The organism is Streptomyces sp. 2323.1, assembly GCF_900221035.1.
GTDB classification, from domain to species: Bacteria; Actinomycetota; Actinomycetes; order Streptomycetales; family Streptomycetaceae; genus Streptomyces; species Streptomyces sioyaensis.
The window spans coordinates 7189388-7207142 of sequence record NZ_LT907981.1; the positions used below are offsets into that span (position 1 = coordinate 7189388).

At 67.9% G+C, this 17755-nt stretch carries 9 protein-coding genes and 2 rRNA genes; 7 read left to right on the forward strand and 4 right to left on the reverse strand.

Annotation, left to right across the window (positions count from 1 at the left end; translation table 11 throughout):
- Positions 1 to 59 precede the first annotated feature (59 nt).
- From CPH93_RS31080 to CPH93_RS31090, 3 genes are read left to right on the forward strand one after another with little or no spacing between them, the layout of a single operon-like run.
- Complete coding sequence (locus CPH93_RS31080; RefSeq protein ID WP_096215662.1) at positions 60 to 1235, forward strand: ABC transporter substrate-binding protein; 1176 nt, start codon at positions 60 to 62, stop codon at positions 1233 to 1235.
- A 13-nt stretch (positions 1236 to 1248) separates the two neighbouring features.
- Positions 1249 to 2097: an ABC transporter permease gene (locus CPH93_RS31085; protein WP_096214742.1), complete on the forward strand. Its 849-nt coding sequence runs from the start codon at positions 1249 to 1251 to the stop codon at positions 2095 to 2097.
- 22 nt (positions 2098 to 2119) lie between these two features.
- Positions 2120 to 2932, forward strand: a complete 813-nt coding sequence (locus CPH93_RS31090; protein ID WP_093481941.1) for an ABC transporter permease — start codon at positions 2120 to 2122, stop codon at positions 2930 to 2932.
- Between the two features lie 228 nt (positions 2933 to 3160).
- Here CPH93_RS31090 and CPH93_RS31095 read toward each other — a convergent pair whose 3' ends face one another.
- Together CPH93_RS31095 and CPH93_RS31100 are read right to left on the reverse strand one after the other, a co-directional pair.
- Entirely contained in the window at positions 3161 to 3961 is an 801-nt protein-coding gene (locus CPH93_RS31095; RefSeq protein ID WP_096214743.1) for a M15 family metallopeptidase, read from the reverse strand.
- A 59-nt stretch (positions 3962 to 4020) separates the two neighbouring features.
- Positions 4021 to 6426 (reverse strand): glycoside hydrolase family 31 protein, encoded by a 2406-nt coding sequence (locus CPH93_RS31100; RefSeq protein WP_096215663.1) that lies wholly within the window; start codon positions 6424 to 6426, stop codon positions 4021 to 4023.
- 309 nt (positions 6427 to 6735) lie between these two features.
- Between CPH93_RS31100 and CPH93_RS31105 the strand changes: the two genes are divergently transcribed.
- Both CPH93_RS31105 and CPH93_RS31110 read left to right on the forward strand, forming a co-directional pair.
- Positions 6736 to 8766: an acetoacetate--CoA ligase gene (locus tag CPH93_RS31105; protein ID WP_096214744.1), complete on the forward strand. Its 2031-nt coding sequence runs from the start codon at positions 6736 to 6738 to the stop codon at positions 8764 to 8766.
- Positions 8767 to 8922: 156 nt separating this feature from the next.
- A complete protein-coding gene (locus tag CPH93_RS31110) occupies positions 8923 to 9852 on the forward strand; it encodes a hypothetical protein (RefSeq protein ID WP_096214745.1) in 930 nt (309 codons plus the stop codon).
- Between the two features lie 97 nt (positions 9853 to 9949).
- Here CPH93_RS31110 and ptsP read toward each other — a convergent pair whose 3' ends face one another.
- Together ptsP and CPH93_RS31120 are read right to left on the reverse strand one after the other, a co-directional pair.
- Positions 9950 to 11620 carry a phosphoenolpyruvate--protein phosphotransferase gene (gene ptsP / locus CPH93_RS31115; protein ID WP_093481937.1) on the reverse strand — a complete coding sequence of 557 codons (1671 nt, stop codon included), beginning with the start codon at positions 11618 to 11620 and terminating at the stop codon, positions 9950 to 9952.
- A 75-nt stretch (positions 11621 to 11695) separates the two neighbouring features.
- Positions 11696 to 12145 (reverse strand): PTS sugar transporter subunit IIA, encoded by a 450-nt coding sequence (locus tag CPH93_RS31120; RefSeq protein ID WP_006607143.1) that lies wholly within the window; start codon positions 12143 to 12145, stop codon positions 11696 to 11698.
- A 600-nt stretch (positions 12146 to 12745) separates the two neighbouring features.
- Here CPH93_RS31120 and CPH93_RS31125 point away from each other — a divergent pair.
- Together CPH93_RS31125 and CPH93_RS31130 are read left to right on the forward strand one after the other, a co-directional pair.
- Positions 12746 to 14272 (forward strand): 16S ribosomal RNA (locus CPH93_RS31125).
- A 299-nt stretch (positions 14273 to 14571) separates the two neighbouring features.
- A 23S ribosomal RNA gene (locus CPH93_RS31130) occupies positions 14572 to 17693 on the forward strand.
- The 16S and 23S rRNA genes sit together here, the layout of an rRNA operon.
- Positions 17694 to 17755: the final 62 nt, after the last annotated feature.

Below are 17755 nucleotides of genomic sequence, written 5' to 3' on the forward strand. Positions count from 1 at the left end.
TGGTCAACTTCCGGATACTGACGGTGCTCGACAGCCGTGTGCGACAGCGGGAGTTCACCATGCGCAACGCGAATCCGTGGAAGGCCGCTGTGGCGGCCGGAGTACTGCTGCTGGCCGTGGCCTGCGGCTCCGGCGGGGGGACGGGCGGCGGGGGAGCCGCCGAGCAGAAGAGCGTCGGCAAGGGCGAGGGCCGGGTCGACCTCATCGCCTGGGCCGGATACGCCGAGGACGGCTCCAACGATCCCAAGGCCGACTGGGTGCACCCGTTCGAGAAACAGACCGGCTGCAAGGTCAACACGAAGATCGCCGGGACCTCCGACGAGATGGTCTCGCTGATGAAGACGGGGCAGTACGACACCGTGTCCGCATCCGGCGACGCCACCCTGCGGCTGATCGCCGCCGGGGACGTGGCGCCGGTCAACACCCGGCTGGTCCCGAACTACCGCGACGTCTTCAGCGGCCTCAAGATGCGCCCGTTCAACTCCAAGAACGGGAAGATGTACGGCATTCCGCACGGCCGCGGCGCCAATCTGCTGATGTACCGCACCGACAAGGTCTCCCCGGCCCCCGACTCCTGGAAGGCCGTCTTCGACGGCGCCTCCAAATACTCGGGCAAGGTCACCGCCTACGACTCCCCGATCTACATCGCCGACGCCGCCCTCTACCTCATGAAGACCCGCCCCGCCCTCGGCATCAAGGACCCCTACGCCCTGGACCGCACCCAACTCGACGCCGCCGTGGCCCTGCTGAAGAAGCAGCGGCACAACATCGGCGAATACTGGAGCGACTACCAGAAGGAAGTCACGGCCTTCAAGGGCGGCGACAGCGTCATCGGCACCACCTGGCAGGTCATCGCCAACACTGCCACCGCGCAGAAGGCCCCCGTCAAGGCCGTCCTCCCCAAGGAGGGGGCGACCGGCTGGTCCGACACCTGGATGGTCTCCGCCAAGGCCGCCCACCCCAACTGCGCCTACAAGTGGCTCAACTGGATCGTCTCACCGAAGGTGAACGCCCAGGTGGCCGAGTACTTCGGCGAGGCCCCCGCCAACGCCAAGGCCTGCCGGGAGACCGCCGACCCCCACCACTGCGCCGTCTACCACGCCGACGACGAGGCCTACTACCGCCGCGTCCACTTCTGGACCACCCCCGTCCCGCAGTGCCTCGACGGCCGCAAGAACGTCAAGTGCACCGACTACGCGCAATGGACCCGCGCCTGGACGGAGATCAAGGGCTGAGCGGGGGCAGCCGGTGTCCGTCACCGAACGCGAGCCGGGCGCCCGGGCCCGGCTCGCCGCACTCCTCGCCCCGCCCCTCCTCTGGCTGATCCTCGCCTACCTCGGCTCCCTCGCCGTGCTGCTCCTCTCGGCCTTCTGGACCACCGACCCCTTCACCTCGGACGTCGTGCACTCCTTCACCGCCGACAACTTCCGGGAGATCGCCACCGACCCCGTCTACCGCACGGTCGCCCTGCGGACGCTCGGCATCGCCGTCGTCGTCACGCTCCTCGACGCCCTGCTCGCGCTGCCCATGGCCTTCTTCATGGCCTGGGTGGCGAACGGCCGGCTGCGCCGTGTCCTCCTGGTGGCCGTGCTCACCCCGCTGTGGGCCGGCTATCTGGTCAAGGCGTACGCCTGGCGGGTGATGCTCGGCGAGCACGGCATCGTCAATGCGGCGCTCGCTCCGCTGGGCCTGCACGGACCCGGTTACGGCACGACCGCCGTCGTGATCGTGCTGGCCTACCTCTGGCTGCCGTACATGATCCTGCCGCTCCACGCCGCCCTGGAGCGGCTGCCCGCCCACCATCTGGAGGCGTCCGCCGACCTCGGTGCGGGCGCCCTGCGCACGCTGCGCTCCGTGGTCGCCCCCGCCGTGCGCCCGGCGCTCCTGGCCGGCTCCGTCTTCACCTTCTCGCTCAGCCTCGGCGACTACCTCACCGTGCAGATCGTCGGCGGCCGCACCCAGCTGCTGGGCAATGTCATCGCCTCCCAGGTCACCCTCGATCTGCCGCTCGCCGCGGCGCTCTCGGCGGTCCCCGTCGTCCTCGTCGTCTGCTACCTCGCCGCCGTCCGCCGGGCCGGCGCACTCGACTCGCTCTGACCGGTCCGCAGGAGGCAGCCGGATGCATCTCACCCGCACCGCCCGCATCGTCCTCGGCTGCATCACGGCCGCCGGCCTGGCCCTGATCTACCTCCCGCTGCTCCTGGTCCTGCTCAATTCCCTCAACGCCGACCCCTCGTTCGCCTGGCCGCCCGGCGCGCTGACCGGCGAGTGGTGGCGGCGCGCCCTGCACAGCGCGGGCGCCCGCGACGCGCTGTGGACCTCGCTGCAGGCGGGCCTGTGCGCCACCGCCCTCGCCCTGGTCCTCGGCTCGCTCGCCGCCTTCGCCGTGCATCGCCACCGCTTCTTCGGCCGGCAGACCGTCTCGTTCCTGATCGTGCTGCCGCTCGCGCTGCCCGGCATCGTCACCGGCATCGCCCTCAACGCGGCGTTCCGCACCGTCCTGACGCCGCTGGGGATCGGCTTCGGCCTGTTCACGGTCGTCGTCGGCCATGCGACCTTCTGCGTCGTGATCGTCTTCAACAACGTCGCCGCGCGGCTCCGCCGGATCGGCCCGTCACTGGCCGAGGCCTCCGCCGACCTGGGTGCCCGCCCCTGGCAGACCCTGCGCCACGTCACCTTCCCGGCGCTGCGGCCCGCGCTGTTCGCCGGGGCGCTGCTGGCCTTCGCGCTCTCCTTCGACGAGGTCGTGGTGACCACCTTCACGGCGGGCGCGGGCACCCGGACCCTCCCGATCTGGATCTACGAGAACCTCGCCCGCCCGCACCAGGCCCCGGTCGTCAATGTGGTGGCCGCGCTGCTCATCGCCCTGTCCGTCCTCCCCGTCCGGGCGGCCCAGCGGCTCTCGTCGGACCCGGCCGGCGGCCGCCTCTGAGGTCACCGGCGAGACAGGGGCATCAGCCGAAGGGACGACTTCGCGGTCCTGCGTCAACCGGATGCGGCCGGCCCGCGTCCCTCACAGCAGGGTTCGGGGCACGGGATCCACGGGGGTGGTTCCGTGTCCCCGGACCATCACACCCGGTAACGAGCACGCGGGGCTGCCCGCCCACTACAGGCCCGCCCGACCAGGCCCGCCGACAGCCTCCCCGACAAGGGGCCCCGCTCACTGCACGGGAAAGTCGAAGTAAGTGTCCGGAAAGGTCTCCGGAGTGAAGGTGAAGTGCCACCACTCCTCCGGGAGATTCACGAAGCCGGCCCGCTCCAGCCCGTGCTTGAGCAGCAGCCGGTTCGCCCGCTGCCGCCCGTGGATGCGCGGATCGAGGGTGTGCGCGAGCGTGTCGAAGCAGTCGAAGCCGGTCCCCATGTCGAGCGAGTTGTCCGGGAACCGTCCGGCCCGCGGCCCGTAGCAGGACGTCAGCGGCTCGCCCGGCACATACGGGCGGGTCGGCACGGCCGGCAGCCGCACCAGCGTCACATCGAGCGTACTGCCCCTGCTGTGCCCGGACTTGGCCGCGATATAGCTGTCGTCGAACAGCTTCGTCTTGTCCTCGCGCGGATAGAACTCGCCCTTCATCCGCTGGTCGCCGAGGTCCTTGGCCCACCGTACGAAGTGGTCCACGGCGCGCTGCGGCCGGTAGCAGTCGTACACCTTGAGCGACAGCCCGCGCCGGAGGAACGAGCGCTGGGCCCGGTGCAGGGCCCGTGCGGCGTCCCGCGTCAGCAGGCACACCGGCCTGCGGTAGCCGTCCACCGGCACTCCCATGAAGGTGTGCGGGGTGGGGTAGCGCATCTCCTGGATGATCGTGGGGTCCACCTCGCGCAGCGCGACGAACTCCTTCGGCATCCCGGACGACGGCACCGGCCGACGGGCGGCCTCCGCGGCGGGCGACGGCAGCACGGTGACGGTCAACAGGGCGGCGGCAGCGACGGCCAGGCCGCGCAGTGCGGCAGCAAGTCTCGGCATGGCCCTCCGTTTACCAGGCGCGGCAGCCGGAGGGGAAGCCCCTACGCACCCCCCGGCCGCTACCCGTCCGTCAGTCCCCGCACCCGTACCGGATATCCCACCGCGTCCCCGTCCCGCCGTTCCACGACCACCCGGTCGCCCTCCCGCCGCGAGGTGAAGCGCTCCACCGTCGGCCGCTGCCAGCCGTCCCCGGCATCCGGCACCACCAGCCCGCTGCCACCGCGCCCGGCCGCCGGCGCCCACACCTCCAGCTCCGTTCCACCGTCCGCCCCGGCCACCGGCACCACCGCACCGGCCCGTGCCAGCACCGGAATCCGCGACAGCGGCGCCTCCACCCACACCTGCCCGGGCCCGTCGTACGCCTGCCCGGTCGCGGTGTCGTACCACCGGCCGCGCGGCAGCCGCACCGGCCGCCGGGTCACGCCCGCCGCCAGCGCCGGCGCCACCAGCAGCGCGTCCCCCAGCAGAAAGGCGTCCTCGCAGTCCCGCAGCGCCCGGTCCCGGGGCGCGCTCCACCACACCGGCCGCACATACGGCGCCCCGGTCAGCCGCGCCAACTGGCCCAGCGTCTCGAAATAGGGCAGCAGCCGCTGCCGTTGCCCCAGCGCCGTACGGGCATGCTCCAGCACCTCGGCCCCGAACTCCCACGGCTCCCGCCGCCCCGCCCCCAGCGCCGAGTGCGTACGGAACAGCGGCAGGAAGGCGCCCAGTTGGAACCACCGCAGATACAGCTCCGGGGACGGCCGTGCGGTGAACCCCCCGATATCGGGACCGCTGTACGGCACCCCGCACAGCCCCAGCCCCAGCACCAGCGACAGCGAGGCCCGCAGCCCCGGCCAGTCCGTCGCCACATCGCCCGACCAGGTGCCGCCGTAGCGCTGCATCCCCGCCCAGCCCGAGCGGGAGAAGAGGAACGGCCGCTCGTCCGGGCGCAGTTCGCACAGCCCGTCGAAGCCGGCCCGCGCCATCGCCAGACCGTAGACGTTGTGGGCCTCCCGGTGGTCGCCGCCCCGCCCCTCCAGCGCATGCCGCGCCGAGCGCGGCAGCGTCCGCTCCCCGAAGGCGGCAAACGAAACCGGCTCGTTCATGTCGTGCCAGAACCCCGCGAAGCCCTGCGCCAGCCGCTCCGCGTACAGCCCGCCCCACCACTTGCGCACCCGCGCCTCGGTGAAGTCCGGGTACACCGACTCACCCGGCCACGTCAGCCCGCGCACCTCCCGCCCCCGCGCGTCCCGTACGAAGGCGTCCGCCGCCGCCCCGCCCTCGTACACCGCGTCCCCCGGCTCCGCCTTCACCGCGGGATCGACGATTGACACCAGCCGCACCCCCTTGGCACGCAACTCCCGTGCCAGACCCGGCAGATCGGGATAGCGCTCCGGATCGACGGTGAAGACCCGGTGCCGGTCGTGGTGATCGATGTCCAGATGGACGGCGGACAGCGCAAGCCCGCGCTCCGCGTAGCCGGCGACCACGCTGCGCACCTCGTCCTGGCCGGCGAAGCCCCACCGGGCGTGCTGATGCCCCAGCGCCCACAGCGGCGGCAGCGCGGGCGCCCCGGTCAGCGCCGTCCAGCCCTGCAGCACCCGGGCCGGGGTGCCGGCCAGCACCCAGTAGCGCAGCGGCCCGCCGTCCATCCGCAGCTCACAGGTGCCCGGCCGGTCATGACCCGAGCCCGCCCCCTCCGCGCCCTCGCGCAGCGTCACCCGGCCGTCCCAGGAGTTGTCGTGGAAGACCAGATGGGTACCGGCGTCCGCCACCACCAGCTGAACCGGCATGGTCAGCGACAACGGATCGTCACCCGGCGCGAAGGCACCGCCCGGGTCCGTGTTCCACAGCCGGTACACCCCGTCCCGCAGCCGCGGCCCGTGCGCCCGGCCGCCCAGCCCGAAGAACCGGGCGTCGGCCGCGACCTCCGCGCGCTGCACCCAGCGCGCGGCGCCACCGCCCTCGGGCCGCCCGGCGCGCCCCTGTGCACCGTCGGCACTGTCCTCGCTCACCCTCTCCCACCAGCGCGGCGGCAACTCCCGCCGCAGTACCGCCCCGCCGGGCGTGCGCACCTCCACCGCGCCGTGCCGGGACACCACCACCAGCACCCGCTCGGAGACCACCCGCCAGCCGCCCTCCGTATCGGGCTCCAGCACCACCCGGGCGTCCACTTCAGGACACGCCCCCGCCAGCGCATACGACGGCTCCGGCGCGGCGCCGTCCCAGCCGCAGAACACCGCACCGCCCGCCGCCACCCGTACCCGCAGCGACGACCGCGCGAAATGGATCACCCCGCCGCCCGGCTGGGGCTCCGCGCCGCGCGCCGCCCCCGGCACCCGCGCCCGCTCCGCCACCCGCCGCGGCAACGCCAGCGCATCCGCCCGCCGCGACCGCCACGCCGCGCGCACGGACCGCAGCCCCTGCGCCGGCCCGACCGCCTTGATCACCCGTACCGACCGCACCAGATCCCGCCCGTCCATGCCGGTCAGCCTGCCATTGACGACCGGGTGCGCGGGCACCGTTCAACTGCCGTTCACCTGCACCGGGTCACGCTCGGCCACCTTCGGGCCCGCGGATCGCCCCGCCATGGCCGGATCCCGCCGCGTCCCGGCACCCGTTGGCCGGACCACATCCGCCACCGCCCCGAATGTGAGCAGCCCACCCTGGTGCAGGAGTCGATCACATGGCATCGTCCAGGCAAAACCGTGTCACGCGCACACGCCAGGGCGGGGGACCCCCACCGTCGTGTGCGCCCGACGCATACGACGCGTACCGTCCGGGAGCCCATCATGACCACCGCACCGCAGTCCGCCCCACAGCCGGAACCCCTCTGGCAGCCCGGCCCGGACCGCATCGCCGGCGCACAGGTCACCCGCTTCCACACCTGGGCGGCCGCCCACCACGGCGCGCCCGCCCCCACGACCGGCGACCCCGCAACGAGCTACGCCGACCTGCACCGCTGGTCCGTCGACGACCTCCCCGCCTTCTGGCAGGCCACCGCGGAGTGGTTCGACGTCCGCTTCGCCACGCCGTACGAGACCGTGCTCGCCGACCGCACGATGCCCGGCGCCCGCTGGTTCCCCGGCGCCACCCTCAACTACGCCGAGCACGCCCTGCGCGCCGCCGAGGACGCGGCCCGCGCCGACGCCCCCGCGCTGCTCCACGTCGACGAGACCCATGAGCCCACGCCCGTCACCTGGTCGGAGCTGCGTGCCCAGGTCGGCTCGCTGGCCGCCGAGCTGCGCCGCCTCGGCGTGCGCCCCGGCGACCGCGTCAGCGCCTACGTCCCCAACATCCCGCAGGCCGTCGTCGCGCTGCTGGCCACCGCCGCGGTCGGCGGGGTGTGGACCTCCTGCGCCCCCGACTTCGGCGCCCGCAGCGTGCTGGACCGCTTCCAGCAGATCGAACCGGTCGTCCTCTTCACCGTCGACGGTTACCGCTACGGCGGCAAGGAGCACGACCGCCGCGACACCGTCGCCGAACTCCGCGCCGAACTCCCCACCCTCCGGGCCGTCGTCCACATCCCGCTGCTCGGCACCCCCGCCCCCGAAGGCGCCCTGAACTGGTCGGACCTGACCACCCAGGACACCGAACCGGTCTTCGAACAGGTCGACTTCGACCACCCCCTCTGGGTCCTGTACTCCTCCGGCACCACCGGGCTTCCCAAGGCCATCGTCCAGTCCCAGGGCGGCATCCTGCTCGAACACCTCAAGCAGACCGGCCTGCACTGCGACCTCGGCCCCGACGACCGGTTCTTCTGGTACACCTCCACCGGCTGGATGATGTGGAACTTCCTCGTCGCCGGCCTCCTGGTGGGCTCGACGATCGTGCTCTACGACGGCAGCCCCGGCCACCCCGACATCTCCGCCCAGTGGCGGGTCGCCGAAACCACCCGCGCCACCGTCTTCGGCACCTCCGCCGCCTACGTCATGGCCTGCCGCAAGGCCGGTATCCACCCGGCCCGCGACCTCGACCTCTCCGCCATCACCTGCGTCGCCACCACCGGCTCCCCGCTCCCGCCGGACGGCTTCCGCTGGCTGCACGACTGCTTCGCGGAGAGCGACGCCGACCTCTGGATGGCCTCGGTCAGCGGCGGCACCGACGTCTGCAGCTGCTTCGCCGGCGCCGTCCCCACCCTCCCCGTGCACATCGGCGAACTCCAGGCCGCCTGCCTTGGCACCGACCTCCAGGCCTGGGACCCCCAGGGCAAGCCCGTCGTCGACGAGGTCGGCGAACTCGTCGTCACCAACCCCATGCCGTCCATGCCCACCCGCTTCTGGAACGACCCCGACGGCACCCGCTACCACGACAGCTACTTCGACATGTACCCCGGCGTCTGGCGGCACGGCGACTGGATCACCGTCACCTCCCGCGGCAGCGTCGTCATCCACGGCCGCTCCGACTCCACCCTCAACCGCCAGGGCGTCCGGATGGGCTCCGCCGACATCTACGAGGCGGTCGAACGGCTCCCCGAGATCCGCGAATCCCTCGTCATCGGCCTGGAACTCCCCGACGGCGGCTACTGGATGCCGCTCTTCGTCCACCTCGCCCCCGGTGCCACCCTCGACGACGCCCTCCGCGACCGCATCAAGCGCACCATCCGCGAACAGCTCTCGCCGCGGCACGTCCCCGACGACATCATCGAAGCCCCCGGCGTCCCGCACACCCTCACCGGCAAGCGCATCGAGGTCCCCGTCAAACGCCTCCTGCAGGGCACCCCGCTCGACAAGGCCGTCAACCCCGGCTCAGTCGACAACCTCGAACTGCTCCGCTTCTACGAGCGGGTGGCCCGCGACCGCGCCGCGGACGGCGCATCGTAGGTCGGCGGGAACGCCGGAGGGACTGGTCGGGGCGCCGGATGCCCGGGACCCCAACGACCTCCGGCGCCGGAGACCCGTTGTCAGACCCCCCGATTACTCTCGGTGACGAGTGGAGTGCGACCGGCGCACCCACTCGGAGCACACCCAGGGGGAATCATGACCTTCACATCCCGGCCCACCGACCGGTCCGCCGCCCGCCGCACCCTCCGCCGCGAAGTCCCCAGCACCGCGGCCATCCTGGCCGACGAGCAGGACTTCACGGCCATGCGCCGCTACCGCACCTTCCCCTTCGACGACCACAGCAGCTACCTCCGGCAGATGGAGACCCTGCTGCGCACCCTCACCTCCCAGGGCGTGGTCACGACCGTCGGCCTCTTCGACCCGGTCGCCTACGAGAAATACTGCGCCCACCTCGCCCTGGACCCGGACCGCCCCGACAGCCGCAGCCGCTATACGGCGGAAGCCACCCGCACCGGCACCACCCTGCTCTACGAAGGCGGGCCACTGAGCCGGCTGCTCCCGCTCCTCGTCGAAGAGGCCGACCGCCGGGCGCACTGGGACCACGCCTCCGCCCTGCTGGCCCGCGCCGGCACCTGCGAGGAGTGCGGCGAAGACCTCTCCCGTGCCGCCTTCAGCCGCGCCACCCACGCCGTCCGCCAGCTCCTGACCTCCCTCGGCGAGGGCACCCACCACCTCGTCTGCTCCCTCGCCGCAGGCGAGCCGTCCCTCCTGGCGGTGCTGCACACCACCGCCCGCGACGGCGCCCGCCCCCAGCTCGCCGAGCACGAGACCCTCGTCTTCTGCACGGTCCTCGCCGCCGGCCTCGCCCTGCGCACCCCCGGCGGCATCGTCTCCCGCACCACCACCGGCCCCACCGGCCGCAACACCACCGACGACGCCGCCCGTGACACGGTCCGCGGCTGGTCCCTGCGCGACGCCTGGCTCCGCCCCCTGAGCGCCGCCGAGGTCTTCACCGCCTATTGCACCGACGCCGATACGGGCGAACCGATCCCGCCCGAGCCCGGCGTCGACTACGCCTCCGGCCTCCCCCTGACCCCGCCACCCGACCCCCACGACCACCACTGACCGCACCACCGCCCCGCCCCCCGCATGCAAGACGGCCGCCCCGCCAGTAGGGCGGGACGGCCGTCAAAGCTCCTGCGGCGCCCAGCGCCGCGCGGGATCACTCCCCGGAGAGCACCGCCTGCGCGGCGGCCCGCGCATCCTCGGCGGTGTCCGCGGCACGCGCCGCGGCCGCCGCACGCTCACACTGCGCCAGCGTGTGCTTGGACAGCGTCGCCCGCACATAGGGAATCGACGCTGCACCCATCGACAGGCTGGTAACGCCGAGCCCCGTCAGCACACACGCCAACAGCGGATCGGAGGCCGCCTCCCCACACACACCACAGCTCTTGCCCTCGGCCTTCGCGGCCTCGGTCGACAGCGCCACGAGGTCCAGCAGCGCCGGCTGCCAGGGGTCCTGCAGCCGGGAAACGGCCCCCACCTGACGGTCCGCCGCGAAGGTGTACTGCGCCAGGTCATTGGTCCCCAGCGAAAGGAACTCCACCTCCTGCAGAATCGACCGCGCCCGGAGCGCCGCGGAGGGGATCTCCACCATCGCACCGAACTTCGCCCGCAGCCCGGCCTCCCGGCAGGCATCCGCGAACGCCTTGGCGTCCGTCCGGTCCGCCACCATCGGCGCCATGACCTCGAGGTAGACCGGCAGCCCCTCGGCCGCCGTCGCCAGCGCCGCGAGCTGAGTACGCAGCACCTCGGGGTGATCGAGCAGCGTCCGCAGTCCCCGGACACCCAGCGCGGGGTTCGGCTCGTCGGCCGGCGTCAGGAACTCCAGCGGCTTGTCGGCCCCGGCGTCCAGCACCCGCACCACGACACGCCCCTCGGGGAACGCCGCCAGCACCGTGCGGTAGGCCTCCACCTGCTTCTCCGTGGACGGCGCCTTCTTGCTGTCGTCCAGGAACAGGAACTCCGTCCGGAACAGGCCGACACCCTCCGCCCCGGCCCCGACCGCCGCGGCCACATCGCCGGGCCCGCCGACGTTGGCCAGCAGCGGCACCTTGTGCCCGTCGGAGGTGGCACCCGGACCGGACGAAGCGGCCAGCGCCGCCTTCCGCTCCGCGGCCGCCCGCTCCATCTCCGCACGCTTCTCGGCGCTCGGCTCGACGAAGATCTCCCCGGTGCTGCCGTCGACGGCGATGACCGTGCCCTCGACCAGCTCACCGGCACCCGGCAGCGCGACGACCGCCGGCACCCCCAGCGCGCGCGCAAGAATCGCGCTGTGGCTGGTCGGCCCGCCCTCCTCGGTCACAAAACCGAGCACCAGCGTCGGGTCCAGCAGCGCGGTGTCGGCCGGCGCCAGATCCCGCGCGATCAGCACATACGGCTCGTCACTGTCCGGCACACCCGGCATCGGCACACCCAGCAGCCGCGCGACGATGCGGTTGCGCACATCGTCGAGGTCCGCCACCCGGCCCGCCAGGTACTCACCGGCACCGGCCAGCAGCGCCCGGTAGGCCGCGAACGCGTCGTACACAGCGCGCTCGGCGGTACTCCCGACGGCGATCCGCCGGTCGACATCGGCCATCAGCTCAGGGTCCTGAGCCATCAGGGCCTGTGCCTCCAGCACGGCCTGCGCCTCACCACCCGCCAGATTCCCCCGCGCTATCAGGTCCGCAGCAACAGCCTCCACGGCCTGGCGGGCACGCCCCTGTTCGCGCTCCGCCTCATCCGCCGGAATCTGCTTGGCCGGCGGCTCCAGGACCGCCGTCCCCATGTGCCGCACCTCGCCGATCGCCACACCGTGGCTCACGCCGACGCCTCGCAGCGTTGTCTCCATTGCACCCGCTCCGGTTGATGCGACGGCCCGGCCGCCGCGATGGATGTCGTACCTGCCGTACGGGACGGCGCCCGGCTACTGCCAGGAGAAGAGCTGGTCGCCGGCCTTGACGTCGCCGTCCTCGCGGACCTCACCGAGCGAGTCCGCCGTGGCTTCCAGCGCGACAACCGGGCACACCGGCGACTTCCCGGCCTCCTCGACCGCCGCCGGGTTCCAGCGCACGACCTCCTGACCACGGGTGACGGTGTCGCCCTTGTTCACGAGCAGCTCGAACCCCTCACCGTTGAGCTGAACGGTGTCGATACCGAGGTGGGTGAGCACGCCGTGCCCCTCGGCATCGACGACGACGAACGCATGCGGGTGCAGCGAGACGAGCACACCGTCCACGGGCGAAACCGCGGCAGACGGCTCACGAACCGGGTCGATGGCGGTACCGGGACCCACCATCGCTCCGGAGAACACCGGGTCGGGCACGGCCGCGAGTCCGATGGCGCGTCCGGCAAGAGGGGACGTCACGGTGGTCATGGGAAGCCTCCCAGGGGTGAAGATTCATCAGGCCGCCGTCACTACCTGTCCGGGACGGCGCACCGTTCAGAAGCGTAAGTCATAAGAACTGACTGTTCCGCATGAGAGACGCCAGATGTCGACCGCGAGTCCTGCCGAATCGATTTGCCTCGCCCACGGCAGAGCTGTACTGTCTGACATCTGCCCCGGACAGCCAGGACGCGTTGAACCGCGTCCGGTTGAGGTGGGTGGCACTCCCAGCGTCTTGATCGCGACTCAAGAATTGCGCGCTTCTGCATGTCTGCAGAAAAGCAGCGGTTCGAAAGCCGGAAAAGGCCTGATAGAGTGTGAAACACCGAAGGGAAGCGCCCGGAGGAAACCCGAGAGGGAATCCAAAGGAAGCGTCCGTTCCTTGAGAACTCAACAGCGTGCCAAAAGTCAACGCCAGATATGTTGATACCCCGTCTACCGGAAACATCCGGTGACGAGGTTCCTTTGAAAGTCCATCCCGCCCGTGTGGTGCGGATGGCACACACAGCGAGGACGCTGTGAACGACCGGACCTATTCCGTCTGGTCGTTCCACTCTTCTCGTGTGTGTTTCACCCGATTACGGGTAAACATTCACGGAGAGTTTGATCCTGGCTCAGGACGAACGCTGGCGGCGTGCTTAACACATGCAAGTCGAACGATGAAGCCCTTCGGGGTGGATTAGTGGCGAACGGGTGAGTAACACGTGGGCAATCTGCCCTTCACTCTGGGACAAGCCCTGGAAACGGGGTCTAATACCGGATACGACATACGACCGCATGGTCTGTGTGTGGAAAGCTCCGGCGGTGAAGGATGAGCCCGCGGCCTATCAGCTTGTTGGTGGGGTGATGGCCTACCAAGGCGACGACGGGTAGCCGGCCTGAGAGGGCGACCGGCCACACTGGGACTGAGACACGGCCCAGACTCCTACGGGAGGCAGCAGTGGGGAATATTGCACAATGGGCGAAAGCCTGATGCAGCGACGCCGCGTGAGGGATGACGGCCTTCGGGTTGTAAACCTCTTTCAGCAGGGAAGAAGCGAAAGTGACGGTACCTGCAGAAGAAGCGCCGGCTAACTACGTGCCAGCAGCCGCGGTAATACGTAGGGCGCAAGCGTTGTCCGGAATTATTGGGCGTAAAGAGCTCGTAGGCGGCTTGTCACGTCGGATGTGAAAGCCCGGGGCTTAACCCCGGGTCTGCATTCGATACGGGCAGGCTAGAGTTCGGTAGGGGAGATCGGAATTCCTGGTGTAGCGGTGAAATGCGCAGATATCAGGAGGAACACCGGTGGCGAAGGCGGATCTCTGGGCCGATACTGACGCTGAGGAGCGAAAGCGTGGGGAGCGAACAGGATTAGATACCCTGGTAGTCCACGCCGTAAACGTTGGGAACTAGGTGTGGGCGACATTCCACGTCGTCCGTGCCGCAGCTAACGCATTAAGTTCCCCGCCTGGGGAGTACGGCCGCAAGGCTAAAACTCAAAGGAATTGACGGGGGCCCGCACAAGCAGCGGAGCATGTGGCTTAATTCGACGCAACGCGAAGAACCTTACCAAGGCTTGACATACACCGGAAAACCCTGGAGACAGGGTCCCCCTTGTGGTCGGTGTACAGGTGGTGCATGGCTGTCGTCAGCTCGTGTCGTGAGATGTTGGGTTAAGTCCCGCAACGAGCGCAACCCTTGTTCTGTGTTGCCAGCATGCCCTTCGGGGTGATGGGGACTCACAGGAGACTGCCGGGGTCAACTCGGAGGAAGGTGGGGACGACGTCAAGTCATCATGCCCCTTATGTCTTGGGCTGCACACGTGCTACAATGGCCGGTACAATGAGCTGCGATACCGCGAGGTGGAGCGAATCTCAAAAAGCCGGTCTCAGTTCGGATTGGGGTCTGCAACTCGACCCCATGAAGTCGGAGTTGCTAGTAATCGCAGATCAGCATTGCTGCGGTGAATACGTTCCCGGGCCTTGTACACACCGCCCGTCACGTCACGAAAGTCGGTAACACCCGAAGCCGGTGGCCCAACCCCTTGTGGGAGGGAATCGTCGAAGGTGGGACTGGCGATTGGGACGAAGTCGTAACAAGGTAGCCGTACCGGAAGGTGCGGCTGGATCACCTCCTTTCTAAGGAGCATCTAGATCTCGCAAGAGATCCAGAGCCACTACGTCGGCAAATGTTCGACGGTGGTTAGCTCATGGGTGGAACGTTGACTACTCGGCACACTTGAGTCTTTGGACGTTAGTACTGCTTCGGCGTGGAACGCATCTGAGGGATTGAGTGGGTCGGGCACGCTGTTGGGTATCTGAGGGTGCGGACTTGTCCGAACCTTCGCGATGCCGGCCCCGGTGAAGATCCGCGTGAGCGGGTTGTGACGGGTGGCTGGTCGTTGCTTGAGAACTGCACAGTGGACGCGAGCATCTGTGGCCAAGTTTTTAAGGGCGCACGGTGGATGCCTTGGCACCAGGAACCGATGAAGGACGTGGGAGGCCACGATAGGCCCCGGGGAGCTGTCAACCAAGCTTTGATCCGGGGGTGTCCGAATGGGGAAACCCGGCAGTCGTCATGGGCTGTCACCCGCTGCTGAACACATAGGCAGTGTGGAGGGAACGCGGGGAAGTGAAACATCTCAGTACCCGCAGGAAGAGAAAACAACCGTGATTCCGGGAGTAGTGGCGAGCGAAACCGGATGAGGCCAAACCAGTCACGTGTGATACCCGGCAGGGGTTGCGTGGTTGGGGTTGTGGGATCTCTCTTTCACAGTCTGCCGGCTGTGAGACGAGTCAGAAACCGTTGATGTAGGCGAAGGACATGCGAAAGGTCCGGCGTAGAGGGTAAGACCCCCGTAGCTGAAACATTAGCGGCTCGTTTGAGAGACACCCAAGTAGCACGGGGCCCGAGAAATCCCGTGTGAATCTGGCGGGACCACCCGTTAAGCCTAAATATTCCCTGGTGACCGATAGCGGATAGTACCGTGAGGGAATGGTGAAAAGTACCGCGGGAGCGGAGTGAAATAGTACCTGAAACCGTGTGCCTACAAGCCGTGGGAGCGTCGCTGTATGTGCTTGCACATGCAGTCGTGACTGCGTGCCTTTTGAAGAATGAGCCTGCGAGTTTGCGGTATGTTGCGAGGTTAACCCGTGTGGGGAAGCCGTAGCGAAAGCGAGTCCGAATAGGGCGTTGAGTAGCGTGCCCAAGACCCGAAGCGGAGTGATCTAGCCATGGGCAGGTTGAAGCGGAGGTAAGACTTCGTGGAGGACCGAACCCACCAGGGTTGAAAACCTGGGGGATGACCTGTGGTTAGGGGTGAAAGGCCAATCAAACTCCGTGATAGCTGGTTCTCCCCGAAATGCATTTAGGTGCAGCGTCGTGTGTTTCTTGCCGGAGGTAGAGCACTGGATAGGCGATGGGCCCTACCGGGTTACTGACCTTAGCCAAACTCCGAATGCCGGTAAGTGAGAGCGCGGCAGTGAGACTGTGGGGGATAAGCTCCATGGTCGAGAGGGAAACAGCCCAGAGCATCGACTAAGGCCCCTAAGCGTGTGCTAAGTGGGAAAGGATGTGGAGTCGCAGAGACAACCAGGAGGTTGGCTTAGAAGCAGCCACCCTTGAAAGAGTGCGTAATAGCTCACTGGTCAAGTGATTCCGCGCCGACAATGTAGCGGGGCTCAAGCACACCGCCGAAGTCGTGTCATTGCAGTAATACTCCCAACGGAGGCTGTGATGGGTAGGGGAGCGTCGTGTGCCGGGTGAAGCAGCCGTGGAAACGAGTTGTGGACGGTTCACGAGTGAGAATGCAGGCATGAGTAGCGATACACACGTGGGAAACGTGTGCGCCGATTGACTAAGGGTTCCTGGGTCAAGCTGATCTGCCCAGGGTAAGTCGGGACCTAAGGCGAGGCCGACAGGCGTAGTCGATGGACAACCGGTTGATATTCCGGTACCCGCTTTGAAACGCCCAGTATCGAATCCATTAATGCTAAGGCCGTGAAGCCGGCCTGGAGTCTTCGGACGAAGGGACGTGGTGGAGCCGCCGATCCAAGGTGGTAGTAGGTAAGCGATGGGGTGACGCAGGAAGGTAGTCCAGCCCGGGCGGTGGTTGTCCCGGGGTAAGGGTGTAGGCCGTGTGGTAGGTAAATCCGTCACACGTTAAGGCTGAGACCTGATGCCGAGCCGATTGTGGTGAAGTGGATGATCCTATGCTGTCGAGAAAAGCCTCTAGCGAGTTTCATGGCGGCCCGTACCCTAAACCGACTCAGGTGGTCAGGTAGAGAATACCGAGGCGTTCGGGTGAACTATGGTTAAGGAACTCGGCAAAATGCCCCCGTAACTTCGGGAGAAGGGGGGCCATTTCCGGTGATGAGACTTGCTCTCTGAGCTGGGGGTGGCCGCAGAGACCAGCGAGAAGCGACTGTTTACTAAAAACACAGGTCCGTGCGAAGCCGTAAGGCGATGTATACGGACTGACGCCTGCCCGGTGCTGGAACGTTAAGGGGACCGGTTAGTCGACCTTCGGGTCGGCGAAGCTGAGAACTTAAGCGCCAGTAAACGGCGGTGGTAACTATAACCATCCTAAGGTAGCGAAATTCCTTGTCGGGTAAGTTCCGACCTGCACGAATGGCGTAACGACTTCTCGACTGTCTCAACCATAGGCCCGGTGAAATTGCATTACGAGTAAAGATGCTCGTTTCGCGCAGCAGGACGGAAAGACCCCGGGACCTTTACTATAGCTTGATATTGGTGTTCGGTTCGGCTTGTGTAGGATAGGTGGGAGACTTTGAAGCGGCCACGCCAGTGGTTGTGGAGTCATTGTTGAAATACCACTCTGGTCGTGCTGGATGTCTAACCTGGGTCCGTGATCCGGATCAGGGACAGTGTCTGGTGGGTAGTTTAACTGGGGCGGTTGCCTCCTAAAGAGTAACGGAGGCGCCCAAAGGTTCCCTCAGCCTGGTTGGCAATCAGGTGTTGAGTGTAAGTGCACAAGGGAGCTTGACTGTGAGACTGACGGGTCGAGCAGGTACGAAAGTAGGGACTAGTGATCCGGCGGTGGCTTGTGGAAGCGCCGTCGCTCAACGGATAAAAGGTACCCCGGGGATAACAGGCTGATCTTCCCCAAGAGTCCATATCGACGGGATGGTTTGGCACCTCGATGTCGGCTCGTCGCATCCTGGGGCTGGAGTCGGTCCCAAGGGTTGGGCTGTTCGCCCATTAAAGCGGTACGCGAGCTGGGTTTAGAACGTCGTGAGACAGTTCGGTCCCTATCCGCTGTGCGCGTAGGAGTCTTGAGAAGGGCTGTCCCTAGTACGAGAGGACCGGGACGGACGAACCTCTGGTGTGCCAGTTGTCCTGCCAAGGGCATGGCTGGTTGGCTACGTTCGGAAAGGATAACCGCTGAAAGCATCTAAGCGGGAAGCCTGCTTCGAGATGAGGGCTCCCTCCCCCTTGAGGGGTTAAGGCTCCCAGTAGACGACTGGGTTGATAGGCCAGATATGGAAGCGCCGTAAGGTGTGGAGTTGACTGGTACTAATAGGCCGAGGGCTTGTCCTCAGTTGCTCGCGTCCACTGTGTAGGTTCTGAAGTAACGACCTGTGATTGCGCCGGGTTGTCAT

What these genes read in the sequence shown, in the direction of transcription:
- CPH93_RS31080 (WP_096215662.1), top strand. Translation starts at nt 60, where the DNA reads ATGCGCAACGCGAATCCGTGGAAGGCCGCTGTGGCGGCCGGAGTACTG.
- CPH93_RS31090 (WP_093481941.1), top strand. Translation starts at nt 2,120, where the DNA reads ATGCATCTCACCCGCACCGCCCGCATCGTCCTCGGCTGCATCACGGCC.
- CPH93_RS31095 (WP_096214743.1), bottom strand. Translation starts at nt 3,961, where the DNA reads ATGCCGAGACTTGCTGCCGCACTGCGCGGCCTGGCCGTCGCTGCCGCC.
- CPH93_RS31100 (WP_096215663.1), bottom strand. Translation starts at nt 6,426, where the DNA reads ATGGACGGGCGGGATCTGGTGCGGTCGGTACGGGTGATCAAGGCGGTC.
- CPH93_RS31105 (WP_096214744.1), top strand. Translation starts at nt 6,736, where the DNA reads ATGACCACCGCACCGCAGTCCGCCCCACAGCCGGAACCCCTCTGGCAG.
- CPH93_RS31110 (WP_096214745.1), top strand. Translation starts at nt 8,923, where the DNA reads ATGACCTTCACATCCCGGCCCACCGACCGGTCCGCCGCCCGCCGCACC.
- ptsP (WP_093481937.1), bottom strand. Translation starts at nt 11,620, where the DNA reads ATGGAGACAACGCTGCGAGGCGTCGGCGTGAGCCACGGTGTGGCGATC.
- CPH93_RS31120 (WP_006607143.1), bottom strand. Translation starts at nt 12,145, where the DNA reads ATGACCACCGTGACGTCCCCTCTTGCCGGACGCGCCATCGGACTCGCG.